The following is a 24,874-nucleotide window of genomic DNA, read 5'->3' as shown; positions in this document are numbered from 1 at the left end:
TCACTGGAGCACCTCATGCGAATCCTGTTCATGTGCACGGCCAACAGCTGCCGCAGCATCCTCTCGGAAGCCATGTTCAATCACTTGGCACCGCGCGGATTTGAAGCGGTGAGTGCCGGCAGTTTTCCCAAAGGCCAAGTGCTGCCGCGCAGTCTGTTGACCCTGCAACACGCCGGCATTGCCATCAATGGCTTGCACAGCAAAGGCAACGACGCTTTCGAAGGCAACCCGCCAGACATCGTCATCACCGTGTGCGACAAAGCCGCCGGCGAGACCTGCCCGGTGTATTTCCGCCCGGCGCTCAAGGCCCATTGGGGATTGGAAGATCCCTCCGAAGTATCAGGTGACGAGGCCACGGTGAATGGCGCTTTCCACGCGACATTGATGCGTATCGGCCAGCGCTGCCAGGCCTTCCTCGATCTGCCCTTTGAAACCCTCAGCCGCGATGAATTGAAAACCGCGCTCGACCGCATCGGCGCGCTTTAAGGAACACTCATGTCAGCCCACCTGCCAAACCTCGATGCCAGCTTGTTCGATAACGCCAACCCCGCGAAGCCCGGCGAACACAAACCGCGCATTCTGTTGCTGTACGGCTCGACCCGTGAGCGCTCCTTCAGCCGTTTACTGGTGGAGGAGGCCGCTCGGTTGCTGGAACACTTCGGCGCCGAAACGCGCGTCTTCAATCCGTCGGGTTTGCCGCTGCCCGACGACGCCCCGGTCGACCATCCCAAAGTGCAGGAACTGCGCGATCTGGTGCTGTGGTCGGAAGGGCAAGTGTGGTGTTCACCCGAACGTCACGGCGCCATGTCTGCTGTGTTCAAGGCGCAGATCGACTGGATCCCGCTGGAGCTCGGCGCTGTGCGTCCGACCCAGGGCAAAACCCTGGCGGTGATGCAGGTCTGCGGCGGCTCGCAGTCGTTCAACGTGGTCAACCAGTTGCGCGTGTTGGGTCGCTGGATGCGCATGTTCACCATCCCCAACCAATCCTCGGTGCCCAAGGCCTACATGGAGTTCGACGAGGCAGGGCGGATGAAACCGTCGCCGTTCTACGACCGAGTGGTCGACGTGATGGAGGAGTTGGTGAAGTTCACCGTGTTGCTGCGCGATCAGCAGACGCATCTGGTCGACCGCTACTCCGAACGCAAGGAAACTGCTGAGCAGTTGATGGCAAGGGTCAATCAGCGCTCGATCTGAATGCGAGAAAAAGCCCTGATTCAACTGCTGGCGGTTACGTCGATCAGCGGAATCGGTTCGATCGCCCAGGCACGGCTGTTGCGTCTTTCGGGGCACGGAATGGCGCAGGCCTTGCGCCCGGTAAAGTCGCGGGCGAGCCGTGCTTCATCGATCTGCCAGCCCAGGCGCTCCAGTTCGCGAAGGCGTTTGCGCAAGGCGATCTGCAGCGCATCGGACTTCAACGAAACTTCTTGCTGCCAGGAGTCCGGTACGCGCTCCGGGCGCACGTTGCGCAGTACTGCGTGATCCTGTCGGAAAATCTTCAGATTGCTGGCGACGAAGCGTCCGTCGAGCAAGCGCGAGCGTAGAAACGTGCGGCCCATCATCCACCACGTGCGCGTGCGGTTGGCGTCCACTGGCACATGGGCCGCAACAATGTAGATCCGCCAGCCATTGGGTAATTGCAATTGCAGCGTGGTACACGGGCCTGACAAATGAAACCCGGGCACGGTTGTCACGCTGACCTGCTCGGTGGCTGATTTGCGCCTGAACAGCCCGGTGCGCTTGGGTCGCTTCATCAACATTCGGGCCTGACCCTGCCACGCATCGCTGTCGACGTCGAACGCTTCGATTTCCGGATGAGCCGGGTCGCCGAAGGTCGAACCATGCACGAAAGGCGCGTGTGCAAAATCCAGCCCGTTCTCGATGACCCGATCCCAACTGGCTTCCCAGTCAAAGTGCCCACTGACTACGCGAACGTTGGCATCATCGAGCCAATCCAGGGCAGGAAGCGGCGGGCGTTCAGCCTCTGGCAAATCGCCTAGAAAGGCCCAGATCCAGCCGTAGCGTTCCTCTGTCGGGTACGCATCAACCCGCGCCTTCTCCGGGATCCGCAGAGTGGGCTGAGCGGGAATCTGCACGCACCGGCCGTCACCGTCGAAGCGCCAGCCGTGGTAGGGGCACTGCACGCTGTCGCCGACCTTGGCCCCGGCCGATAGCGAACCCCCACGGTGCACGCAAATATCGGACAGCAGACGTGCCTTGCCGTGGCTGTCGCGGAAGGCGACAAACGACTGGCCGAGCAGGCGTATCGGCGCGATCTCTTGGCTCAACTGCGATGAGGGAAGGATGACGTACCAAAGGTTTTTGAGCATGGGTTGGGATGACCGAAAGGGTAGGGACGGGGCTCTGGACGCTTTGAGCATAGATCCGGGCTGGCAGTTCACCGAATGAACTGCATGCGCTCAGATTCGATCATGGTTTTGCAGAAAATCGCCATGCGTCGCTTCGGCCTGCTGGACGAGGTGCCGGGCGAAGACCTACACGGAGGGGGTTTCAGCTCTGGTTTTAATCGCAGGCGAGAACAGTTGGCCCATGCAACTAACTGGTCGAGCCACAGGTCACTCAATCAGCGGAGGTCGATTCAATTCGCACGACCTCGAATATCGAAGACGCTGCCCGTGGCCACTCATCTCGATCGTCGCAACAACCTGTCACTGGACAGCCTGAATTTCTTCCTCGCCGATGTGCGCGACGGGCTCGGGCCCTATCTGGCGATTTACCTGCTGGCGGTTCATCAATGGGACCCGGCCAGCATCGGCCTGGTCATGACCCTTGCCGGAATCGCCGCGCTCATCACGCAAACGCCAGCAGGCGCATTGGTCGATAGTACGCGTCGCAAACGAGCGATCATTGTCATTGCGGCGTTGCTGGTGACGGGCAGTTGTCTAGTGTTGCCTTTCGTCACCTCGTTCAGTCTTGTGGCGCTGACTCAAGCCCTCAGCGCTGTCGCCGCATCGATTTTTGCGCCGGCGATTTCGGCGATCACCTTAGGCATTACCGGGCCGCGCGCCTTCACGCGACGCACCGGGCGCAACGAAACGTTCAACCATGCAGGCAATGCCTGTGCGGCGCTGTTGGCCGGGCTGTTTGCTTACCTGTTCGGCCCGGTAGCCGTGTTCTATCTCATGGCGGCGATGGCGCTCGCCAGCGTCATCGCCGTGTCCTTTGTTTCGCCAGAGGCCATCGACCATGATCTGGCCCGAGGCCTGAACCCCGGCGGTGCCGGGCATGGCACACAACCCTCTGGTTTGTCGGTACTGCTCAAGAACAAACCGCTGCTGATGTTTGCCGTGTGCTGCGCGTTGTTCCACTTGGCGAACGCGGCGATGCTGCCGCTGGTGAGCCAGAAACTGGCGCAGGCCAATCTGCAGATGGCCACGCCGTTGACGTCCGCCTGTATCGTCGCGGCGCAATTGGTCATGGTGCCCGTCGCCTTGCTGTGCGGGGCCAAGGCCGATGTCTGGGGGCGCAAGCCGTTGCTGCTCGCAGGCTTCCTGATTTTGCCGTTGCGTGGCGTACTGTATGTGTGGTCCGACGACCCTTATTGGCTGGTCGCGGTGCAGTTGCTCGACGGTGTGGGCGCGGGGATTTTCGGCGCGCTGTTTCCAGTGGTGGTGAAAGACCTCACGTTGGGCACCGGGCATTTCAACGTCAGCCTGGGCGCGCTCTCGACTGCGTTCGGTCTGGGCGCTGCATTGAGTAACGGCCTTGCGGGATTCGTGGTGCAGGCCGCTGGCTACAGTGCGGCGTTTTTGACACTGGCCGTGGTCGCCGCCGCTGCGTTGATTCTGCTTTGGGTGGCCGTTCCCGAGACGTTGCAGTGTTCAAGTGCGCAAGCAGATACGCCGCAAGGCGCTCTTCGAAGTTCATCTTGCCCATGAGCATCAGCCTGTCGTGATCCCGAACGAACGGCCATTCTTGATTGAGCCTCTAGGCTGCGCATCGCGGGTTGGCGCCGCTTTTGCTTGAAACAGCTGCAAGGCCTTTCAAGAATGGAGAGATGCAATGAGGGAATGGGTTACGGGCGGCGACATCCACAAGGATAACTTGCAGGCGATCTGTGACGGTGTCATAGAGCATGGCCGCGCTTTATCTGAGGCACGCGGCGGGCGGGCGCAGCCCATCGCCTGTCTGGTCATGGAGAATGGGCAACTCGTCGGCGGTGCAACCGGCAGAACCGAGTTCAGACGCTTGTTTGTCAATTACCTGTGGGTCGATGCGCAACGGCGCAGCATGGGGCTGGGGGCTGAAGCGTTGCACAGGCTTGAGGCGCGAGCCGTTGAACGGGGATGCGTGGACGCCTTGATCGAAACCCTCGATGACGACGTCGCCGAGTGGTACTCGCGGTGTGGATATCAAGTGATAGCGCATGTGCCGCAGTACTGCGGGCCATGGAGTCGGCATACGTTGTTGAAAACGCTCGACGGAGCTCATGGAAATGCTGCCGATGAGCAATAGCCATACCCGCAGTAGCATGCCAATCAGCGGCATGCTTCATCACGGCGAGATCAATGTTTCATCCCTGGAAGCATCGCTGCGCTTCTGGCGACCGTTGCTGTGGCCCGCAACACTACGGCCTTTACTGTGAAGATCCGGACAAGATCAAGGTAGAGATCGTTGCGTCGGGGCTTTGTGCTGTTCAGGGTGAATGCCCTTGGGTTGATCCAGCGTGACAACGACACCCGGAGTAAACCCGATATTGCCGGCAGGCCAGGATTCATGGTCGTCCGAGCGATCCGTCAAAGTCGGTTTGAACTGAAGCACTGAAGCCACTTGCCGGGACCACGACGCGCGTCCACTCTATGGCATGCCGACAAGGAGCGTCAGCCGACTCTCCGTCGCGACCACAGGGAGCTTGCAGCATGAGCGAAGACAGCAAAGTCAAAGGCCCGGCATCCTACTTTCCCGCCATCGAAAAAAAGTACGGCCAACCCATCGAACATTGGCTGAACCTGCTCGCCAGCCTCCACGACAAAAAACACATGGAACGGGTTGCCTGGCTCAAGACTGAGCACGGCATGGGCCATGGCCACGCCAACGCGCTGGTCGCGTACCATCTGGCCAACAGCAAACAGTGAGGGCAGGGTAGCCATGAACTTCAGCCACCGGCCAGTGACGGCCGACGATGTCCAAACCGTCTGCGGTTTTCCGCAGGGTGTTCAAGAGTTGTACTTCATGTTCCCGAAGGCGCAATACCCGCTGACGGCAGAGCAGATGCACACCGCGATCAGCCAGCGCTTCGACTCCACGGTGTTCCTGGCCAACGGCGAGTTCGTCGGTTTCGCCAACTTCTACCGTGCTGAACACAACGCTATCTGTTGCATCGGCAACGTCATCGTCGCGCCCTATGCGCGAGGCCAAGGCGTGGCCCGATACATCATCGAAACGATGACGGCACTGGCCTTCGAAAAGTACCAGGCCCGCGAAGTGCAGTTGTCCTGCTTCAACGAAAACACCGCCGGCCTGTTGCTCTACCCTAAACTCGGCTTCGTGCCGTTCGCCATTGAAGAGCGACCGGCACCGAACGGCGGGCGTTCGGCGCTCATTCACATGACCCGCAGTCGAGGCGCCATCGATGCCGCTCAGCTTCCATAAAATGCACGCCAACGGCGATGACTTCGTCGTGGTCGATGCGCGAAACACCACCAACCCGATCACCAGCCAACTGGCCCGACAGTTGGGTGATCGCCACCGAGGCATCGGTTTCAACCAACTCGCCGTAGTGCTCGATTGCGCGGATGCCGATGCACAGTTGCAGTTCTGGAACGCCGACGGCTCGGCGCTCGATGTGTGCGGCAGCGCCACCCGTGGCGCCGCCGACCGACTGATGCGCGAAGCCAGCCGAAAATCGATCACCCTGCGCACCCAGCGCGGTGTGCTCCACTGTGAACGCACGCCCAGCGGACTGATCTCGGTCGACATGGGCCAACCGCTGCTCGCCTGGGAGGACATTCCTCTGACCGAGGCACACGACACGCTTGTGCTGCCGCTGCCCGGCGACCCCGCCGCGTGCAGCATGGGCAACCCGCATTGCACCTATTTCGTCGAAGACCTCAGCATCCTCGACCTCGCCGCCGTCGGCCCAACCCTCGAAACGCATCCGCTGTTCCCGCACAAAACCAACGTGCACTTCGTCCAGATCCTCGACCGCAGCCACATCCGCCTGCGCATCTGGGAACGCAACGGCGCAATCCCGCTCGGCTCCGGCTCCTGTGCTTGCGGCGCCGCAGTAAACGGCATCCGCCGAGGCCTGCTCGACCCAACCGTCATCGTCGAATGCGACGGCGGCCCCGTCACCGTCCACTGGAACGGCACCGACAGCGTCACCCTGAGCGGCCCGGTCGAACCGATCTTCTCCGGCACAATCCCTTAAGCATTCCGGTCGGCCCGCTCTCTGCAGAAAAACCCCCTGATTCCCCCGCAGGAGCGGCCCATGCTCAACGGTCTGAGCACGGCGCTCAGCCCCACGTGGGCGTTCTTTTGCTGAAAGCGGATGCCATCGAGCTGCCGAATTATGCCGAGCAACAGCGGGGATAGATTTGGATGTGATTTCCTACAGCTCAGGCGTCGGTTTACCCCGCAGACGTCACCCGCGCAGCCTGCGTAGGATCACGCGACGTCACCAGCCCGAGGAAGGAAATCACCAGCGCCAGGCCGATGGTTGTGGTGACTTCGGTGCGGTGTTGCGGCGTGAGCATCATCACCGCCAGCGCCGCGCAGATGAACACAATCACCAGCCAGGTCAGCCAGGGAAACAGCCACATGCGAAAGGTCAGCTCGACGTTGCGCTGACGCAACAGCTTGCGCATACGCAACTGCGACACCGCAATCGCCAGGTACACCAGCAACGCAATCGCCCCGGAACTGGCCAGCAGGAACTCGAACAGCCCGGCGGGCATGATGTAACTCCACACGGTAATCGCCGCGCCGAGCACGGTGCTGGCGATAACGGCTGCGCGTGGCACGCCTTCCGAAGAGGTCGCTTTCAGCGCCTTCGGCGCATCGCCACGACGGCCCAGCGAGTACAACATGCGCGAGGCAATGTAGATCGAGGAGTTCATGCAACTGGCCACGGCAATCAGCACGACCACATCGACCATGAACTTGGCGTGGGGAATGTTCATGATTTCCAGCGCCCGCTGATACGAACCGACCGAGGCCAGCAACGGGTCGTTCCAGGGCACCACGGAAATCACCACGAAAATCGACAGCAGGTAAAACACGCCGATGCGCCAGATCACCGAGCGCGTCGCCTTGGCAATGTTGCGCGCCGGGTCATTCGATTCGGCGGCGGCGATGGTCACAGCTTCCGTACCGATGAAACTGAACATGATGGTGATGAAAGCACCGACGACCGCCGACAGCCCATTAGGGGCAAAGCCACCGTGTTCAGCCATCAAACCGCTCAACCCGCTGACCTCCCGGTCGGGCACCCAGCCCATCAACACAGCAAAACCGACGCCGATAAAACCAATGATCGCCACGACCTTGGCCATCGCGAACCAGAACTCGAATTCACCATATTTCGACACGCTGAACAGGTTGGTCACCACCAACGCAATGATCGACACCAAGGCGAACAGCCAGGCATCGATCTGCGGAAACCATTGGTGCAGCACATGGCCGGCCGCCAGCGCTTCAATCGGAATCACCAGCACCCAGAACCACCAGTAAAGCCAACCGATGGTAAAACCGGCCCAGCGCCCGATGGCCTGATCGGCATAGGTGGAAAACGAGCCGGTGTCGGGATTGGCCACCGCCATTTCGCCGAGCATGCGCATGACCAGAACGACGAGCAACCCTGAGAAAAGATACGCCAGCAGCACGGCGGGGCCGGCCGCTGCGATGGCGTGTCCTGAGCCTACGAACAAACCGGCACCGATGATGCCGGCGATTGACAGCATGGTGACGTGACGAGGCTTGAAGCCCTGCGCCAATTGGCTACTCGAATCCTTGGAGTTCGGGCTAATCATCGGTTTTTTTATTCTCTGCTGATCGACATTTAAGCGGGTTGAAAGGGGCAACCAAGCATTGCTGTTGCCTGCTGAATGGCTTGGAAACAGCCCCCTTCAAACGCTGCAGTTCTTATCAAACCGATCATCTCGATACGGCTATTTTTATGAAAAGACGCGTCACCTTACCCGGCTTTTCTGCTGATTCAGATGCCTGATCACGCCACCATCGTGTCTGATATCGACACACGGACACCTTACGGTCTTGTTGGAAACCCGTCAGTCACTGGGAGCTGCGTATTCGCTACAACCGGCGTTCTCAACACTTTTCGTCTATTATCCCGACCACTTTTCAAGCGTTGAGACCTTGCCATGCAAGAGGATTACTGGCCCTTCCATCTTTTCGGGGCGACATTCGCCAGTGAGGCCGAGGCACAGCAATTTGTTTTCGAACAGTGGGAGCCGCAGCCTCTCGAAACGGCATCAGACAGCGTGTACTCTGCATGGGAAGAGCGCAATCCGACGTGGCGGTTATCAGAGGAGCTAGGGTTCCACATGGACTCGGATTTCGTGGAGCTCGCCAATAATCCGGAAGATCTCATCGCGCAGATCCAGAGCCCGTCCGAGAGAGAAAGTGTGGCAGCTACAGCGACAGCATTTACCCACCTCATTCTGGTGGGGATGAATGCTATCTGGGGGGATAGACGCTCGGCGTCAACTCAGCTTGAGTCGCCAGTGCGCTCACCAGAAAGCACAGCAACGTTTACCTACCTCGGGAAATTCAACTGAACGCAAAGTTCTACAGCGAAGGAAGCAGGGCGGATCCATTCTGCTAGAGCAGGTTGGCGGACAGCTTCAAACCATCAGCCAAGCGGCGTCGGCTGAACCCAGGCCGCCCTTCACGAAGTGTGCACTTCGCCAAAACGGACAACCCGGGCCTGTCGTCACAGGCACTGCATCGGGCCTGAGCGCTTAGCGATTAAATCTCGTATTCATCTCATCCAGCACTTCAACGATCTCCGGATCTCGTTCCTTCAACCTGTTTTCGAAGGTGTCCTGCGCGTTGGAATAAGCGTCGCCCATTTTGCTCATGAAGCCGCGACCTTCGGGTGTGTCAGCAAAAATGCTCTTGGCTTGTTCGGGATGGAAGTGGGCACGAATCGCCGCATCCAATTCATCCGCCTGCAAATTGGCCGCATAGGAGTCGATAAACAGCTCCTGCATCTCCTTGAACGGGGCTTTGTCTTCCAAGACTGTGCGGATGTCTTCGTCCATCACTTCCAAGAAGCGCGGCGAGTAGCTTTGCATCGTCGTTTGCACGAGGTCGTCGTAAACCTCTTTGAGCTGACTCACTTCGACCAATTCCCTGGCCTTGTCCTGACTCCCTCCGCAGGCGGTCATTGACGTTGCAAGCAACAAAACCAGCGCTGCCGTTCTCAAACCCATGAGCCATTGTCCTTGTTCAATGTAAAGGTGCCGATTGCCTGGCGCAGGTTCGAACACTGCTTCCATAGCAAACCCGCAGAAGTGCAGGGCGCCGCATTTTAAGCCGACTCCCCCCATTCCCCAAACCCCCAACGCCCCTGCTTCCGTAGGAGCAAAGCTTGCTCGCGAAAACGCCTTCAGCAGCACCAAAAAATCCAATCCAGCTAAAACCCAAACGAGCCAAGCCAAATCCATGCCGCTGACCAATAAACAGGAAATAACCCGCTTGTTTAAACGAAGCCTCAAGCAACCACATAAGCCCTATAACGCCTTGCGCCATTGCCTACGACTAAGCCAGAATCCGCCGGCTTGTGCGCCTGGAACTCCCTCCGTATCTTGATTCCCGTCACTGCTCATCAGTGATCGGGTCTGCAAGCCCGCCGGAAAACCAGTCGCATAGCCCTGCCAACAGGACACTTGTTCGTGTCTACTCAATGGCGGCTTTGTGCGGGAGACCTTCGGGTCTGCCGGGTTCCTGGTTTCCCGGTCTTGCAGACCCGCGCATAGCTGCCACCCATCCTGCTTTCCATAGCAAACCCGCAGAAGTGCAGGGGCCGCAATTCTAAGCCGACTGCCCCCATTCCCCAAACCCCCACCGCCCCTGCTGCCGTAGGAGCAAAGCTTGCTCGCGAAGACGCCTTCAGCCGCACCAAAAAATCCAATCCAGCTAAAACCCAAACGAGCCAAGCCAAATCCATGCCGCTGACCACTAAACAGGAAATAACCCGCTTGTTTAAACGAAGCCTCCAGCAACCACCTAAGCCCTACAACGCCTTGCGCCATTGCCTACGACTAAGCCAGAATCCGCTGGCTTGTGCGCCTAGCTCGCGGGTTCTATTGTCTGTCGGTCGCTGAAAAACAGTGATCGGGTTTGGTAGCCCGCCATAACTAGTCGCATCGCACACCGTTTGCAGACCTCTCCAGGTCGCTGCTCAATGGTGGCCATGCGCAGGACACCTTCGGGTGTGCCGGGTCCTAGTTACCGGTCTACCAACCCGCGTATGGCCGCCACCTTCGTTTGGTAGCGAATGTGAAGGCTCCTTTTTATTAACTAGGAGTTTCACCGTGTTCAAAGTAACGCCAAACCCACCGGACGCCGATCCGATCCCGTACGACCCAACGCTTGAACCTCAAAAGATAAAAGAGGCGACCGACCGCGCCATCAACTTCTATCTCAACCCAGGCACACTGAAACTCTCAATCCCCTCCCGCAAGTCCAGCAAGATCTTCCTCGTCGATCCCGCCGTGGACGAAGAAACCCTGCTCGTCGAAGCCTGCGAATCATTGGCAGCCGCCAGCGACATGGCACGCGACATCGGCGACGTCGTCGACCACTCCCAGCGCCGAGCCATGCTGATGCTGCATCAGGTGATCATGCTGAGCGAACTCATGGTCAATCGAATACTGGATAGCCGCCGCTTACCCAACTAGCCGACAGACCAACGGATGAGGGGGCTCGCCCCTTCATACTCAAATCAGAGTTCCATGTAGGAGCTGCCGCAGGCTGCGATCTTTTGATCGTGTTTTTTCACAATCAATATCAAGATCAAAAGATCGCAGCCTTCGGCAGCTCCTACGGGATGTTCATTTTTTCGCAGTACCGATGGGTACTCACCTGGAGTTCCAGATGCCTGAAACCACACCCCAATCAGCGGTAACAGATCCGATATCCCCCTACGAATCCCTAAATTCAAGAAAGCTCCACGAAGCCGCCGAACGCGCCCTCGATCATTACCTTTTACCAGCAGGCACGAGCAAACCCGAGCCCTACAGCCCCAGCAGCATGTTCATGGTCAACCCGCAAACCGACACCGAGTCATTACTCGCAAACGCCTGCGAGTCCCTGGCATCGGCAACGGTGATGCTCGGCGATTTCGCTGGAACGCTGGACGGGCCGAACCGCCACACCTTGCAAGGCATCGCTCAAGTAGTGATGTTGGGGGAATTGGCGGTCAACCAGGCGTTGGATAACGTTGAACTGAAGCAGCCAGTTTCAGAGGTCGCAACCGGAATGAAATAGTCCGAGCAGCCCACAATCTGTGGCGAGGGGAGCTTGCTCCCGACCAGGCGCGAACCTCCCTTAGCCACTAAACCAACGAATCAAACAAGACCGGCGTACTTTCCGAAAATAAATCCGTCGCCAACAACAGCAAAACCCTCGGTTCGGCCAGTGCAATGCTCATCAACTTCGCCCCGGGTTCGACAAGTCCCACCGCAAGACTGCGTTCGGCATTGCGCAGAACGTGATGCTCGGCGAACTCGCAGTAAATCAGGCGTTGGACAGCGTAAAAATCGCCCTCTGACCACCCACCGCGACGAGGGGAAACCCTCGTCACTAAACGCGGTCTGAACAACGCTGGCACAGGGCCACGGCTTGTGCCGCGCAGTCTCGACTGTCACCCTTCGCGCCGTTCTTCAAGGATCAGAACAAGGAATCAAGGATTGAGTGGTTACGTCCCCAACCCACCAAAAAACCATCGCTACGCAGAAGCCAAACCCGTCGATATTCATGCCCAGCGTTGGGCTGAGTATGAGAAGCACGGGAAAGAGCCTGCGCGTGAACCTGAGAAAGTCGGGATCGCGCTGAGGATTGGGGTGTTCTTCGATGGCACAGGCAACAACGCAAGTAATGCTGCCGCAGGCCTGATCTGTGGTGCGCATCACCCTATTGCGCCCAAAGACATTCCTGCTAGCTGCCAGCCGTACATGAGTAATCCGGATAGCAGCTACGGTAACGATGTCAGTAATGTGAAGAAGCTGAGCGATTTGTATGACGTTCCTCGAGCTGCTGAAGGCCCGGGGGCTCGGAAAAAAGCTTTTGGTATGGTCTATGTCGAAGGTATTGGCACCCGCTCAGGTGAAGAAGACAGTACCCTGGGAGCGGGGGCCGGACGAGGCGAAACGGGCGTCGCAGGGCGTGTCCAATCTTCTTTTGCGTCGATCAGCCAACGTATCACTGAGGTCTTGGAGAAAAATCCAGGCTGTGAAATCACATCGTTGACTTTCGATACTTTCGGTTTCAGTCGTGGCGCGGCAGCAGCTCGGCACTTTGCCAACGAAATCGTTCGCGGCAAGCAGGGTCCACTAGGTGACGTCCTTCGGAGCAATTCCGATGCCTTCAGTCAGACCTTCGTTGATCAATACAAGTCGGATATCAACATGGGTTTTATCGGCTTGTTTGATACTGTTCCATCAATTGCCGGCTGGTCTAATCTCGGCAACATCAAAAGTTCGATCGCGACGGGCATCCGGCTCTATCTGGATCGACGGTTTTTCACCGATGTTGTCCAATTGGTTGCTCGTGATGAATGCAGAGGTAACTTCGCGCTCAGTCGCGTAGCTCCCGATCATGCAGAGATCGTACTGCCTGGTGTTCATTCCGATATTGGTGGAGGCTATCTTGAGGACGCTGAAGAATGCGTGCTCGTCAGCCCAATGCAAACATTTGAAGTGTCTATCCACACCGACGTCGCAACCACATCGATCTACCAGGACGCAGTAGCTGTAAAAAATAAATGGCTAGCGAGAGGCTGGCCGTCTGAAATGTTGGAAATTGTTACACCGCCTGCGCTGCTGATACCGAACAGTTCACAGGATCGAATGAGTCCTCAAGTCAAACGCATCTACGCCGCTGTACAGCTTAAACGGCCGGTGAGTGGAATGCTGTCGAGGGTGCATTTACGCGTCATGTATCAGCAGGCAAAAGCGAAAGGTGTTCGTTTCCAAGAAATCCCCGAAACGGCAGAGTTTGCAATTCCAGAGGAGCTTCAAGCCTTATGTGATCGGTTTGTCTCTGGCGATTACACGACTACACCCCAAGAAGAGCAAATGCTAAGGCTTAAGTACATTCATACATCTGCCAACTGGAATCACCCGCTAGGGCGACGTGATGGGAGCGGCTTGAGAGCGGTCTACATCAACGCCCCCACGAGTGATTCAGTACGAGTTCGGCACCCTCATGTACCCGACTGGACGCTTTGGTAATGAAATTAATACTGGCCTCGCTCTGCATATTGTTAGTGTCCGGTTGTAATGCTGACCCACTCTCTGCAAAAAAAGACCCGAAATCCCCATGGTGGGAGCTTGGCTTTGTCGAACCGGATTACATGAAAGTCTGGGTTGAAGATACGGCAGTTGAGGACATCAAGGGGAAGACGATCCCACGCACTGGCGGTGGGTCCGCCTCGGGCGGGCAGCCAGAAGACGGAACAGATTCTGCCCGTGGCTGGGACGGAGTTGGCGCCTCTGCGAGGCCGGTAGTCGGCGCCGATCTTCCCAAGCGAATCTTCGTTCGCTGGCAGTCCATCGTAGAACCTCAAACCTATCGAGCCTGGGTGGATATACCCGAAGAGGCCAGACAACTGATGCTGACATCGGTGAATCAACGCTGCGCGAAAACTCCAGACCAGACAGCTACCTATATATCTTCGGTCTATCTGGGTTTAGCTCCCGGCGGTGCCATCCAGGTTTGGGTAAGAGATTCATGTCACCATCCGGTCGAAGTGGCGAAAGCTCAGGCCGAAATCGAGCCGTTGGGGCCAAGTCAGGGGAAAACCCAAGGACGATACGCCTATCCCGTCAGTGAGAAGTCCAAACGGTATATCGAGAAATGGGGCATTCCTTACGGGAGTTGGTAAACCGTCATGCAATAAAGGAAAAGGGCGGTGGCAGGATTTAATCGTGGCCTGGCGCCGATTTCTCCCCGGGACCTGTGCGGCTGGATCAGTAACGGTTTGTAGGAAAACACCACGAAGGAGGCGGGCGTTTTCCGCGCGTAAACGTAACGCTTAAAGCGCGTTTAAATTACACGAACTGTTACTCCATAAAGGCTACGTCAGCTTGCGCCGTTGCCTACGCCTACTACAGAATCCGCCGGCATACGCCGCTATGGGGCGGGCTATATCGTTTCCCGGTCACTGCAAAACAGTGATCGGGTTTGGTAGCCCGCTTTGATACGTTCGTATTGCGCCACCTTATGTCGTCATTCTATTTGACTGCGTTTTTTTGGGGGACATGCGTGGGGCTCATTCGTGAGCGCCGGGTTTCGTATCGACCGGTCTACCAACCCGCGCATGGCCGCCACCCATCGTTTGGTAGCGAGGGTGAGGGCTCTTATTTATTTCGATACGAGACTTCATCTATGTTCAAAGTAACGCCAAACCCACCGGATGCCGATCCGATCCCGTACGACCCAACGCTTGAACCTCAAAAGATAAAAGAGGCGACCGACCGCGCCATCAACTTCTATCTCAATCCAGGCTCACTGAAACTCTCAATCCCCTCCCGCAAGTCCAGCAAGATCTTCCTCGTCGATCCCTCCGTGGATGAAGAAACCTTGCTCGTCGAAGCCTGCGAATCATTGGCAGCCGCCAGCGACATGGCCCGCGACATCGGCGACGTCGTCGACCACTCCCAGCGCCGAGCCATGTTGATGCTGCATCAAGTGATCATGCTGAGCGAACTCATGGTCAATCGAATACTGGATAGCCGCCGCCTACCCAACTAGCCGACAGACCATATGAAGGGCCCCCCCCCCTTCATACACAAATCAGAGTTCCATGTAGGAGCTGCCGAAGGCTGCGATCTTTTGATCTTGTTTTCTCACAATCAATATCAAGATCAAAAGATCGCAGCCTGCGGCAGCTCCTACAGGATGTTCATTTTTTCGCAGTACCGATGGGTACTCACCTGGAGTTCCAGATGCCTGAAACCACACCCCAATCAGCGGTCACAGATCCGATATCCCCCTACGAATCCTTAAACTCAAGAAAGCTCCACGAAGCCGCAGAACGCGCCCTCGATCATTACCTTTTACCAGCAGGCACGACCAAACCCGAACCCTACAGCCCCAGCAGCATGTTCATGGTCAACCCGCAAACCGACACCGAGTCATTACTGGCAAACGCCTGCGAGTCCCTGGCATCGGCAACGGTAATGCTCGGCGATTTCGCCGGCACGCTGGACGGGCCGAACCGCCACACCTTGCAAGGAATCGCTCAAGTAGTGATGTTGGGGGAATTGGCGGTCAACAAGGCATTAGATAACGTCGAACTTAAGCAGCCAGTTTCAGAGCCCGTCAGCGGACTGAAATAGGCTGGGTGACCAACAACCTGTGGCGAGGGAGCTTGCTCCCGCTCAGGCGCGATTATCCCTTCGCCACTAAACCAGCGAATCAAACAAGATCAACTTATCTTATGAAAATAGATCCGTCCTTTTTTTCGCATTGGCCCGGCAGAATCGATCTACTCCGGCACAATTCCCGACAGCCAATTACAACCTAACGCAATCCCACTGTAGGAGCTGCCGAAGGCTGCGATCTTTGACCGGTTATAGCTGAACGAGATAACGCACTCTTTTTAATTCGGAATGGTTTTAAAAGACTGTCAGTTTTTACAGTGCTGTAAATTTATGTGAAGAGTTAATCTAAAACCTTACAAAAACTCACGGATTTCTTACTTGCCCGTATGGCAAATCGAGGGAAAGAAATGGTACAGACTACTACTTCAACGCGTAATGGGGTCATCTTATCAGTAACCATTGATGAGGAATATTATAAGGATCGGTGTTCGTTGGAACAAATAAAGTCAATGCGTAATAGTGGTGTGCCCGTCTTTTATTATCGTGTTAGGTGGGAGGATTGTTCTGAGGGTGCCTTGATTTCCAAGGGTCAATTTCCAAGTGTAGCTGTCGGTGATTCAGTTGTAGTGGATGTTACCGATGGTTCAATGGGTAGACATTATGGCTGGCCTGAAAAAGTTTGAACTTAAATCAAGTGGGGCCTGTTAGATAGTGCATCCATGCAATTCCTTATGAAAAACAAAGGGGACGTATTTATTTTCTGAAAATAGATCCGTCCCTTTTTCTAAATAGCCCGGTCGAGAAAAGAAAGAAAATTGTTCGTCATGGCTATTTGATAATGAAGCCGCTGTATGGTGTTGAAGGTGGAATCTCGAAATAATCTCCTTTGTTATTTATGGTGGGCGTTGTATGTAGAAATAGGTTGATGTTCGTGTCGTGTGTTAGTTGTGAAAAATAGGCTTGACCAGGTCTAACAATTATTCGAATACGTGCCCGATTAATGCCGTCGTTCAGCTTGTTGAACGTTTGTATAAAAAAAGACCCGCCATACAGTTTGACCGAAGCAGGCCCCCAAGCAATAGAGCTGTTGTTTACTGCGCTTAGGTTTCCTCCTCCCGTGTGGATCAGCGAGGTAAATGCGTTGGCGTAACTTGATGTTTGATTCGCAATCGTAAGCTGATGCTGATTTCTTTCACCAGTGCTCATAGTTTGCCATGCATCGACTACCTCCTGAAAAGTACCTGGGTGGGTTACTGGGGATGTTCGCACTTGTTGTGAGAGTCGAAGCAATTGTGTTGGATCAGGGTCGGTCTTTCTGCTGGAAACAGGGATTATCCCCAAATGAGTTGGTACGGTTGTGGGAGGCACCGCTGTGGTGAATTTTTTCGGTTTTCCGGGGGCTCCGGAAGACTCGGTGGTTTCTTTCTCGTGCCTGCATCCCGTTACATGTCTGTTTAAAGCGCGGAAAAAGATATTAATTTTACCTTGTACAGGGGCGACCCTCTCTAAGCATTCAGGTTCTGGGCAAAAATAGTAGAGGGTCGAATTACTGTTTGCATATTCCACCGACACTTTTTCCCCAAGTTCCCAGCAGATTGCAATGGTCATCAAGTCGGAGCTCATTGGTGTTTTTCCTTTGGTCTGTATATGGGGGTCAAGAAATTCAGTAATAAAAGAATTTCCATTATTTGAGTATATATTTCTGGGTGCTTAAATAAATTTTCTATATGACTTTTGAGTTTTTGAAGCTCTGTTATTGTGCTGGTTTGATCAAGAAATTTATTCGCTTTATAAAAGCTTGAGAATACAGCGGCATTCTTGAGGTGAAAAATGGTCTGATGGGAGCTGTTGAAGTTGATAGCAATCATCTCCGCTTTTAGCTGCAACTAAACTTAAGTGACAGCCAACTTCCTCCACGATTTTGCTAGATCAATCATTATGCAGATGTTGTGTCATTTTGTATGATTTCGAACATGCTACCGGCCAACACCTCCCCGTTAACCATCACCCGAACCCCATGTCGCCCAACATGATGCTTGCGCGTCGTAAAATCCTTAATCACCTGCCGCCTCACCAAAACCTCACTCCCAAACCCCGCCAACTCCAACGTCTTCAACTTAAAAACCTTCGCCGAAACCCCGCCATTCGCCTTCACATAGTCAATCGCATAATCAATCACCAACCGCTGTTCCACCGGCACGGTCGACTTCACTGTAAACGACAACGTAATCGTCTCGCCCAACCGCACCACCGCCGGCTCCACCCGCACATCCAACAACTCAACCTCAGCCTTCGCCCCCGCGCCGATCACCGTCAGCGCGCGCACGTCCCCCTGTTTGATCAAACTCCGCAACGCATGCTTGGCAATCCACGCGGTGTGCTTATTCTCCAGCGACCACCCCTCAATCACATCCAGCACCCATTCCGGGTGCTCCTTGGTGACGTCATTCAGGTGGTTCGCCACCGACTTGCGCACGTAGAGGCTGTCGTCGGCCTTCAGCCGGTCCAGTATCCCGGCGGCCAACTGAGGATTGGCTTGTACCGCTTCCAACCGAAACGACCAAGGCAGGCGAGGGCGGCTGCCTTCGCTGGCCAGGCGGCGGACGTGGTGGTTTTCGTCTTGCGCCCAGTCGTGCATCAATTCCAGCGAGCGCTCCAGGTCGCTGCGCAGAAAGTGGCGGATGGCGAATTCGGATGAGCCGAAAGCGGTGAAGTACTTCAGCGCTTGCATCGAGGTGTCAAACTCGTGCCCGCCGTAGCTCGCCACGTAGTGCGGCAGGCACATGCTGACGAATCCACTGTTCAGCCGTGGTGCTAGCTGAAAAAGCACGTCGAGTGAGTCTTCGTAGCCCAGCGGCAGCACGGCATGCAGGCTTTCGCTGACTCGCGCCATGCGTTGCATCACTGATAATTCAGCGAGTCCGTCCTGAGCCTGTTTTAGAAACGCCTTGGCCTTGAACGCGGGATACACGGCGCTCAATTCCTCAGCGATATGGCGCAGGCGTTCGGCGTTGAAGATTTCCTTTAACGCCGGGGCGGCGGTGTCGGTGGTGCTCATGGTCAGGTCATCGGCGTGCTGACGAACGCTTCGAGCGTTTCGGCGTAGGCGGTGTATTGCGCGATGTGGGGGTAGCGGCGGGTGTCGATCTGGTCGGGGACGACGAGGTCGGTGAAGCTCCAGGCCACAGCGAGGCTGATGCCCGCCTGGGTCAGGGTGCCGTTGGTGGGTAGGCCGTTTTGCGCAAGTTCTTGTTCGAGGGCGGTGAATGCGGCGGCGAGTTGGTCTTCGACGCGTTCGACCCACGGCTGGTATTGAATGTCGGCCGGGCGCAAGTTGCGCTCGTAATAGAGCTGCACGGATTTTTCGCAGGCGGCGAGGCTGAGGCCGATCAGGCGCAGGGCGTGGGCGCGTTGTTTGAGGTCGGCCGGTAGCAGGCTTTTGCTGACGCTGGCTTCGAGGTAGTCGAGGATCAGTGTCGAGTCCATCAGGACCACGCCGTCGTCGAGGATCAGCGTCGGCGCTTTGACCACCGGGTTGATTTGCTGGAATTGCTCGAAGTGACGGAACACCGAGACTGACTCGTGTTCGAGGTCGATGCCCAGGCGTTTGGCGGAGATCGCCACGCGACGCACGTACGGGGAGTCCAGCATGCCGATCAGTTTCATGACGCGTTCCTTCAAGTCGAACCGGTGGGGTAGGCATAACCTAGCCGAGCTTGAAGCAATTGTCAGTCGTCGAATCCCGCTTGTTCGTGGATCTCATCGACATTCAGTTCCAGGCGATAGGCCACTGCCACGAACAACGCTTGGCACAGGCACAACGTTGCGCTCAGTGAACGAAAGGCGAGGGCGCTGCCTTCGTTGACCAGCAGAACGCTGTTCGCGCGTTTGGCCAGGGGCGAGAGGTGGCTGTCGGTGAGGATCAGTGAGTTGGCCTCCTGCTGGCGGGCGTAGCGCAGGCAGTGTTGGGTTTCCTTGGCGTAGGGGGTGAAGCTGATGGCGATGACCAGGTCGTTGGCGCGCACGCTGCGCATCTGCTCGCGATAGCTGCCGCCGAGCCCCGAGACCAGGTGAATCCGCTTGTGAGTGTGTTGCAAGTTGTAAACGAGGTAATCGGCGACGGCGAAGGAGCGGCGCACGCCGATGACGTAGATGTTGTCGGCATTGACGATGAGGTCGACGGCTTTTTCGAAGGCGACGTCGTCGAGTTCGCGGCCCAGGCGTTCGATGCCGGAGCGCGTGGCGTCGATGCATTCACGGGCGAGGTCGCCGTCACTGGCTTGCTGCGACTGGTTGGCGATCATGCTGCGGATGCGTTGCTGATAGTTCTGCACCGGTGAGGCTTTGTGGGTGTAGGCGGTGCGGAACAGCGCCTGCATCTCACTGAAGCCGCTGAAACCGAAGCGCTGCGAGAAACGCACGATGGCCGACGGATGCACTTCGCATTCGCGGGCGATGTCGCTGATGCGGTCGACCATGATCCGGTCGCTCTGCTGGCTCATGTAACTGGCGACGCGTTTGAGCTGGCGCGGCAGGGCTTCGTATTGCTCGGTGATCAGATGCAGCAGGCGCTCGGCATTGATCGGAGGGCTGGCGAGCGGGCGCTCTTCGTTGGCCGGCAGATCGGGGCGGGGCATAAAGTATCCTTCGGGCTGGTCGATCAACCTGTGGCGAGGGAGGTTGCTTCCTCACCACAAAGTGCTAGGTTGCGGCTGATATTAGGAGGCCTTCGCCGGCTCTGCTGTGCTGAAACGATGCACCGGTTGATGAAAATGTTGCGGCGGGTTGCGGCTGGTTTAGCCGTTTGTCTTCTATATACCTCCACTCGACTGAATTTCTTGCTATAAACGCACTCCGATGACCGCTGTGAAGCTCGTGTCAGAGCAGTTTCCGGGCTTTGTCGGACAAATTCCCTGTATTTACAGTTGCTGAGGCCTCAAACGGGCCTTAGACTGCCGCCCCTCGTAAATTGAGTGCCGGGTGGCGTTTGCAATAAACGATGCCTTTTCGTCGACCGGACACGGTTCGCCGGAACGCTCCCTATTTCGCCTTAATGCACGTTTTTTTATAGAGATATCAATGACAAAGGACAAGTTGCTGGCCATGCCGGCAGATGACTACATGAATTCCGAGCAACACGCTTTCTTCACTGAGCTGTTGCAGAACATGAAAGTCGAAACCCATGAGCGCATTGAGCAAAATCGTATCGCCATCGAAAGCCTGGACACCCCGGCTGACCCGGCGGACGCGGCTTCGGTTGAAGAAGAGCGCACTTGGCTGGTCAACGCGATCGATCGCGACCAGCGCATGCTGCCGCAACTGGAACAAGCCCTTGAGCGCATCAAGGAAGACAGTTTTGGCTGGTGCGACGACAGCGGCGAGGCCATTGGCCTGAAGCGCCTGCTGATCAGCCCGACCACCAAGTACTGCATCGAAGCTCAAGAGCGTCACGAGCAGATCGACAAGCACCAGCGTCAGGCCTGATTCTGTGGGGTGACCCCTTGAATAGGGGCGCCTGGAAAAGATCGCAGCCTTCGGCAACTCCTACAGGGGTTGTTGGGGCTGCGATCTTTGCTTTTTGTCGTCTGTGATATTTCCACGCGGTTCATTGACCTGCTGCAGAGCCCACGACTAACGGACCATGGATAATGGCGTTGTAGTGGCGTTTAATGCAGTCACAACAATGAGAACAAGCGTGGGGTGTTGATATGACGAGAGATGGATCTCTGGTTGGGGCTCTGCCTGCACCAGTGCTTTTGCCGAAAAACCGCTGGATCGCTCCGACCCTGCAAAGCATCGCCCTGATGTTGTTGCTGGCCGGCATGACGCTGGGTGAGTGGTCGCTTTACCTCGGTATGCCGTTAGCGGTGCTGATTGTCTGGCTGCCGCGCCTGCGTTCCCGAGCCGTCCCCGCTGTACCGCCTGCCGACACCGGCAGCGCAATGTCTGAACTGACCCGCGACCTTTCCTACACCACCAGCCATAACGCGTTGTCGGCGGCGGGCGTGGCGTTTTCGGTCAAGGAACTGGCCAGCAAACTCGAATCGCAACTCGATGCGGCGGCGCAGATCGTCAGCAACGCCGAGGCGATGATCGCCACCGAACACGCCACCTCGCAGCTCAGCCGTGAAGCGTTGGCAGCCGCCAGCGAGGCGCATCACAGCAGTGCGGCCGGGCGTAGCGAACTGGTCGATTCGATTGCGCTGATGCACCAGCTCAGCCAGCGCGCCAATGCCAGCCGTGAACTGATCGAAGCCTTGAGCGTGCGCAGCGATGACATTCAGCGGGTGACGCTGGTGATTCAGTCCATCGCCAGCCAGACCAACCTGCTGGCGCTGAACGCGGCGATTGAAGCCGCGCGGGCTGGTGAGCATGGGCGTGGTTTTGCCGTGGTCGCGGATGAGGTGCGTGGCCTGGCCGCGCGGACGGCGGCGGCGACGGGCGAGGTCGGTGAGATGGTTGCCGACATTCAGCAACGCACGGCGCAAGTGGTGGAGCAGATTCGCGAGCTGTCCAGCGATCTGCACACCGGTGTCGAGCAGGTCGAGCACACCGGTCAGCACCTGCAGAACATCGCGCGACTGGCCGCCGGGGTGGAAGGTCAGGTGGGCGAGATTGCCCGTGGCGCCGAGACCAACCGCGAACAACTCGACAGTCTGTTCAAGGCGATCGAGCAGATGCGCAGCGACTTGGCGATCAGCGATCAACAGACCCGACGCCTCGCCGACGCCGCCGTGCAGATGGAAGGGCAGGCCGAAACGATCAGCGAGCGTCTGGCCGAAGTCGGTCTGGATGACTATCACCAGCGCATCTACGACTTGGCCCGCGAGGGTGCGAGCCAGATTGCCGCGCGCTTCGAGGCGGACGTCGAGCAGGGGCGGATCAGCCTCGAAGATCTGTTCGATCGCCAGTATCAAGCGATCGGCAATACCCAGCCACCCAAGTATCAAACCCGTTTCGACCGTTATACCGATCAAATCCTGCCGGCGATTCAGGAGCCTTTGTTGCCGCGTCACGAAGGCCTGGTGTTTGCCATCGCCTGCACGCAGCAGGGTTATGTGCCGACGCATAATCAGCTGTTCAGTCAGCCGCTGACTGGCGATGCGCAGGTTGATGCCGTCAACAACCGCACCAAGCGCAAGTTCGCCGATCGCACCGGGATTCGTTGCGGCAGCCATCAACAACCGGTGCTGTTGCAAACATACACGCGCGATACCGGTGAGCTGATGCATGACCTGTCGGTGCCGATCATGATCAAGGGCCGGCATTGGGGTGGTTTGCGCCTGGGCTATAAGCCGGAACGCGCGCGCTGAGCGATTGTTACCGCCGATGCAATGAATCTGTGCACGGCGGTTGCTGTTTCCTCTCGACAGAAAGCATTAATCTGACCACTTAGTTAGGTTGCTAATGATTTCGGGAGGTCTGCATGCAGTGCAGAGTTGATGTTGCCGTGATGATCGGCAGCGGTGTACCCGCCGGTTTGCGCGCGATGGGGCAAAGCGTTTGCTGGGTGGTGTTGCTCAACGGTGAGCGCCGCGGTACCGCGTTTGCCAGTCGCGACGAGGCCGAAGAGTGCAAGGCTGCCTGGCTCGCGCAATTGCAAGCCGAGGCCGGTGACAGCCTGCACTGATCAGATTTACTTGCCGGGGTGCAGGCGCACGTTCAGCTCATCGACCACGACCGCTTCTTCGCCGTCGGCACGTAACCATTCCTTGAGCAGTTGCGCCTGTTGCGGCGACCAAAAGTCGGCGTCGATCAGTTTGGTGTTGGCGTCCAGTGGATGCGCTTCGATGAAGTCGTCAATTGCATTGCCTTCGGAAGGCAGGCCCAGTTGGTCGAACAGGGTTTTCAGATCGTAGGCTGGCAGTTCCATCGTGTGCTCCTTGGGTTGATGCCGAAATGGCACGGTCGATCATTCTCTTTATCTGAGGCAGCCACTCGCCAGGAGTTCGATTTTCGACTCCAGTGAGCGGGCGAGGGCGCAGGCTTCGTTGTGGTCCTTGCGGAAACCTCTTACGCGGCCGGTCGAGATTTCCTGGATATGAAAGAACGCCGTCCCAGCCGGGATCACCAGAAAACGTGGGTTTCTGGAGCGCTCGGCTGGCTCCGCCGGATTCTTGAGCGGGCTGATATGCAGCGTCATCGGTGATTGGTTGGTGGCGTCAGGCTTTGAGGCAAAGTGAGTCAGAGTGCACATATGAAGTCCTTTTCATCGGTCGGCAGCTATTTACCGGCCGTTTCGGGTAGTCGTAATGAGCATTGCTGCTCTAGAATCGCCAGTACCTGTTGACGACAGGGCTTATCTAAAGCAATTTTTCACGGGCGATATGTCGGAAAAGTGCTTTTTTTCGTGAGAATTTTCCCTAAAGTTCGTAGTCAGCTTTCTCTGTCCGCCAGTAAGGATTTTTCCTTCAAGGTTTGGCGACATCGGGGCAAGTTTCGCGAGTGACATTCCAGTAGTCTTACGAGCCTCGCGATCGATTGAGCACTCTGCTCACTTCGGGCTTTTATTTGAGTCATTTGGCAGCACCGTCGGCCTGGCCGTTTTTTTTGCCGTGCGCGTTTTCCGTGGACGGTTTTTTCAGATGTGGGGATGTTTCTTTGGCAGTCAGTAACCTCGATATGCATGCTTTGTTCGTGCTGGGTGATTTGCGCGCAAAGCTGGTCAAGTTGTTCCAGTCGCGTTTTGTTTACATCACCGAGCAAAATCCCGAAGGCATTTACGTCGCCGAGATCGACACCGAAAGCGCGTTGGTGGTCGATGACAAACCGGGGCTCAAGCTCAAGGTTGGCGATCATTTCAGCGCCTCGGTCCTGCCCAGCCGTGAAGGCGGCAAGATGGATATCCGTTTTCGCGAAATCAAACTGACGGTGTATGGCCTGGGCGATTACGCCTTCGTCGAGACGGCTGACGGCAGCGCGATTCTGTTCAAGGAAGGCCATAGCGTGGTGACCGTGTTTGCCGCTCATGCGCAGTTGCAGGAAGGCCTGACCAAGACCCTCAAAGCCGTCACCGCCAAAGCCGCCAAGTGGCGCAAGGGCGAATTGGTGACCTTCAAGGCCAGCGAGTGAGTCGCGCCGATTTCCATGCGCAAAACATCGACACCGCGCGCGAGGAGGCCCAGCGATTGTTCGCTGCGAAGGCCGAGTTGCAAGGCGCGTGGTTGAATTGGGTGGCGGCGCAGATCTACACGTTGCGTCCAGCGGAATACGCCAGCATGGTCAGACGCGAGCTGCAAAGCTTGCAGGAAAAATCTGATTCGTAACCTCGTCCGGGTTCGGGCCCGGAAAAAGCAGGAACCTCGGCTACAGTCAGTTGACTGAGTATTCAGAGGCTTGCGGTC

Annotated in this window: 28 protein-coding genes and 1 pseudogene; 20 read left to right on the top strand and 9 right to left on the bottom strand. The window is 56.9% G+C overall.

Annotated elements, in window-relative coordinates; genetic code table 11:
* The first annotated feature begins 15 nt into the window (after positions 1-15).
* Both ACZZ0B_RS13775 and arsH read left to right on the top strand, forming a co-directional pair.
* Positions 16-486 carry an arsenate reductase ArsC gene (locus ACZZ0B_RS13775; RefSeq protein WP_463545478.1) on the top strand — a complete coding sequence of 157 codons (471 nt, stop codon included), beginning with the start codon at positions 16-18 and terminating at the stop codon, positions 484-486.
* A gap of 9 nt (positions 487-495) precedes the next feature.
* Positions 496-1,194, top strand: a complete 699-nt coding sequence (gene arsH, locus ACZZ0B_RS13770) for an arsenical resistance protein ArsH (RefSeq protein WP_463545477.1) — start codon at positions 496-498, stop codon at positions 1,192-1,194.
* A 20-nt stretch (positions 1,195-1,214) separates the two neighbouring features.
* Here arsH and ACZZ0B_RS13765 read toward each other — a convergent pair whose 3' ends face one another.
* The gene (locus tag ACZZ0B_RS13765) at positions 1,215-2,327 is read right to left on the bottom strand and encodes an aromatic ring-hydroxylating dioxygenase subunit alpha (RefSeq protein ID WP_008077300.1); all 1,113 of its coding nucleotides are present in this window, start codon (positions 2,325-2,327) and stop codon (positions 1,215-1,217) included.
* A gap of 306 nt (positions 2,328-2,633) precedes the next feature.
* On the opposite strand from ACZZ0B_RS13765, the gene ACZZ0B_RS13760 reads away from it, so the two are divergent.
* From ACZZ0B_RS13760 to dapF, 5 genes are all read left to right on the top strand, one after another.
* Positions 2,634-3,896 carry an MFS transporter gene (locus tag ACZZ0B_RS13760; protein ID WP_463545476.1) on the top strand — a complete coding sequence of 421 codons (1,263 nt, stop codon included), beginning with the start codon at positions 2,634-2,636 and terminating at the stop codon, positions 3,894-3,896.
* Positions 3,897-4,020: 124 nt separating this feature from the next.
* Positions 4,021-4,473 (top strand): GNAT family N-acetyltransferase, encoded by a 453-nt coding sequence (locus tag ACZZ0B_RS13755; RefSeq protein WP_463545475.1) that lies wholly within the window; start codon positions 4,021-4,023, stop codon positions 4,471-4,473.
* 404 nt (positions 4,474-4,877) lie between these two features.
* The gene (locus ACZZ0B_RS13750) at positions 4,878-5,093 is read left to right on the top strand and encodes a DUF4287 domain-containing protein (protein WP_008077296.1); all 216 of its coding nucleotides are present in this window, start codon (positions 4,878-4,880) and stop codon (positions 5,091-5,093) included.
* Between the two features lie 13 nt (positions 5,094-5,106).
* Positions 5,107-5,610, top strand: a complete 504-nt coding sequence (locus ACZZ0B_RS13745; RefSeq protein ID WP_463545474.1) for a GNAT family N-acetyltransferase — start codon at positions 5,107-5,109, stop codon at positions 5,608-5,610.
* Positions 5,591-6,388, top strand: a complete 798-nt coding sequence (dapF, locus tag ACZZ0B_RS13740) for a diaminopimelate epimerase (protein ID WP_463545473.1) — start codon at positions 5,591-5,593, stop codon at positions 6,386-6,388. The genes ACZZ0B_RS13745 and dapF overlap by 20 nt, the downstream gene beginning before the upstream one ends.
* Before the next feature lie 199 nt (positions 6,389-6,587).
* Here the strand turns inward: dapF and gabP are convergent, their stop codons facing one another.
* On the bottom strand, positions 6,588-7,988 hold the full coding sequence (gene gabP, locus ACZZ0B_RS13735; RefSeq protein ID WP_463545472.1) for a GABA permease: 1,401 nt from the start codon (positions 7,986-7,988) through the stop codon (positions 6,588-6,590).
* A 351-nt stretch (positions 7,989-8,339) separates the two neighbouring features.
* Here gabP and ACZZ0B_RS13730 point away from each other — a divergent pair, with 351 nt between their 5' ends.
* The gene (locus ACZZ0B_RS13730; protein WP_440096100.1) at positions 8,340-8,756 is read left to right on the top strand and encodes a hypothetical protein; all 417 of its coding nucleotides are present in this window, start codon (positions 8,340-8,342) and stop codon (positions 8,754-8,756) included.
* A 183-nt stretch (positions 8,757-8,939) separates the two neighbouring features.
* Here ACZZ0B_RS13730 and ACZZ0B_RS13725 read toward each other — a convergent pair whose 3' ends face one another.
* The gene (locus tag ACZZ0B_RS13725; protein ID WP_463545471.1) at positions 8,940-9,647 is read right to left on the bottom strand and encodes a DUF2059 domain-containing protein; all 708 of its coding nucleotides are present in this window, start codon (positions 9,645-9,647) and stop codon (positions 8,940-8,942) included.
* A gap of 870 nt (positions 9,648-10,517) precedes the next feature.
* On the opposite strand from ACZZ0B_RS13725, the gene ACZZ0B_RS13720 reads away from it, so the two are divergent.
* The 7 genes and pseudogenes from ACZZ0B_RS13720 to ACZZ0B_RS13690 all read left to right on the top strand — a co-directional run bounded on the left by ACZZ0B_RS13720 (position 10,518) and on the right by ACZZ0B_RS13690 (position 15,545).
* Positions 10,518-10,883 carry a DUF6124 family protein gene (locus tag ACZZ0B_RS13720; protein WP_463545470.1) on the top strand — a complete coding sequence of 122 codons (366 nt, stop codon included), beginning with the start codon at positions 10,518-10,520 and terminating at the stop codon, positions 10,881-10,883.
* Positions 10,884-11,079: 196 nt separating this feature from the next.
* Positions 11,080-11,472, top strand: coding sequence for a DUF6124 family protein (locus tag ACZZ0B_RS13715; RefSeq protein WP_463545469.1), 393 nt, complete (start codon positions 11,080-11,082; stop codon positions 11,470-11,472).
* Between the two features lie 116 nt (positions 11,473-11,588).
* Positions 11,589-11,755 (top strand): annotated as a pseudogene (locus ACZZ0B_RS13710) (DUF6124 family protein); the annotation flags it as partial.
* 139 nt (positions 11,756-11,894) lie between these two features.
* Positions 11,895-13,436, top strand: coding sequence for a T6SS phospholipase effector Tle1-like catalytic domain-containing protein (locus ACZZ0B_RS13705; protein WP_463545468.1), 1,542 nt, complete (start codon positions 11,895-11,897; stop codon positions 13,434-13,436).
* The gene (locus tag ACZZ0B_RS13700; RefSeq protein ID WP_440095029.1) at positions 13,436-14,089 is read left to right on the top strand and encodes a DUF2931 family protein; all 654 of its coding nucleotides are present in this window, start codon (positions 13,436-13,438) and stop codon (positions 14,087-14,089) included. The genes ACZZ0B_RS13705 and ACZZ0B_RS13700 overlap by 1 nt, the downstream gene beginning before the upstream one ends.
* Positions 14,090-14,592: 503 nt before the next feature.
* Entirely contained in the window at positions 14,593-14,958 is a 366-nt protein-coding gene (locus tag ACZZ0B_RS13695) for a DUF6124 family protein (RefSeq protein ID WP_008083877.1), read from the top strand.
* A gap of 194 nt (positions 14,959-15,152) precedes the next feature.
* The gene (locus ACZZ0B_RS13690; RefSeq protein WP_008084229.1) at positions 15,153-15,545 is read left to right on the top strand and encodes a DUF6124 family protein; all 393 of its coding nucleotides are present in this window, start codon (positions 15,153-15,155) and stop codon (positions 15,543-15,545) included.
* Positions 15,546-16,358: 813 nt separating this feature from the next.
* On the opposite strand, the gene ACZZ0B_RS13685 is transcribed toward ACZZ0B_RS13690, so the two are convergent.
* The 4 genes from ACZZ0B_RS13685 to ACZZ0B_RS13670 form a co-directional block, all read right to left on the bottom strand.
* Positions 16,359-17,153 (bottom strand): hypothetical protein, encoded by a 795-nt coding sequence (locus ACZZ0B_RS13685; protein WP_463545467.1) that lies wholly within the window; start codon positions 17,151-17,153, stop codon positions 16,359-16,361.
* 313 nt (positions 17,154-17,466) lie between these two features.
* Complete coding sequence (locus ACZZ0B_RS13680) at positions 17,467-18,588, bottom strand: DNA alkylation repair protein (RefSeq protein ID WP_463545466.1); 1,122 nt, start codon at positions 18,586-18,588, stop codon at positions 17,467-17,469.
* 2 nt (positions 18,589-18,590) lie between these two features.
* Positions 18,591-19,196: a glutathione S-transferase gene (locus tag ACZZ0B_RS13675; RefSeq protein ID WP_463545465.1), complete on the bottom strand. Its 606-nt coding sequence runs from the start codon at positions 19,194-19,196 to the stop codon at positions 18,591-18,593.
* 62 nt (positions 19,197-19,258) lie between these two features.
* The gene (locus ACZZ0B_RS13670) at positions 19,259-20,167 is read right to left on the bottom strand and encodes a MurR/RpiR family transcriptional regulator (RefSeq protein ID WP_463545464.1); all 909 of its coding nucleotides are present in this window, start codon (positions 20,165-20,167) and stop codon (positions 19,259-19,261) included.
* A gap of 442 nt (positions 20,168-20,609) precedes the next feature.
* On the opposite strand from ACZZ0B_RS13670, the gene ACZZ0B_RS13665 reads away from it, so the two are divergent.
* From ACZZ0B_RS13665 to ACZZ0B_RS13655, 3 genes are all read left to right on the top strand, one after another.
* A complete protein-coding gene (locus ACZZ0B_RS13665) occupies positions 20,610-21,014 on the top strand; it encodes a TraR/DksA family transcriptional regulator (protein ID WP_008084239.1) in 405 nt (134 codons plus the stop codon).
* 224 nt (positions 21,015-21,238) lie between these two features.
* On the top strand, positions 21,239-22,843 hold the full coding sequence (locus ACZZ0B_RS13660; RefSeq protein WP_463545463.1) for a methyl-accepting chemotaxis protein: 1,605 nt from the start codon (positions 21,239-21,241) through the stop codon (positions 22,841-22,843).
* A gap of 113 nt (positions 22,844-22,956) precedes the next feature.
* Positions 22,957-23,160, top strand: a complete 204-nt coding sequence (locus ACZZ0B_RS13655; RefSeq protein WP_008084245.1) for a hypothetical protein — start codon at positions 22,957-22,959, stop codon at positions 23,158-23,160.
* A 6-nt stretch (positions 23,161-23,166) separates the two neighbouring features.
* Here ACZZ0B_RS13655 and ACZZ0B_RS13650 read toward each other — a convergent pair whose 3' ends face one another.
* Entirely contained in the window at positions 23,167-23,403 is a 237-nt protein-coding gene (locus tag ACZZ0B_RS13650) for a DUF2789 family protein (protein ID WP_463545462.1), read from the bottom strand.
* A gap of 48 nt (positions 23,404-23,451) precedes the next feature.
* Positions 23,452-23,673, bottom strand: coding sequence for a hypothetical protein (locus ACZZ0B_RS13645; RefSeq protein ID WP_256677687.1), 222 nt, complete (start codon positions 23,671-23,673; stop codon positions 23,452-23,454).
* Positions 23,674-24,152: 479 nt separating this feature from the next.
* Between ACZZ0B_RS13645 and ACZZ0B_RS13640 the strand changes: the two genes are divergently transcribed.
* Both ACZZ0B_RS13640 and ACZZ0B_RS13635 read left to right on the top strand, forming a co-directional pair.
* Positions 24,153-24,602, top strand: a complete 450-nt coding sequence (locus ACZZ0B_RS13640) for a hypothetical protein (protein WP_177323325.1) — start codon at positions 24,153-24,155, stop codon at positions 24,600-24,602.
* Positions 24,599-24,796, top strand: coding sequence for a hypothetical protein (locus tag ACZZ0B_RS13635; RefSeq protein WP_463545461.1), 198 nt, complete (start codon positions 24,599-24,601; stop codon positions 24,794-24,796). Before ACZZ0B_RS13640 ends, ACZZ0B_RS13635 begins: the two co-directional genes overlap by 4 nt.
* Positions 24,797-24,874: the final 78 nt, after the last annotated feature.

The organism is Pseudomonas sp. AC247 (assembly GCF_979258015.1).
This window is presented reverse-complemented; position numbering and strand designations above follow the sequence as displayed.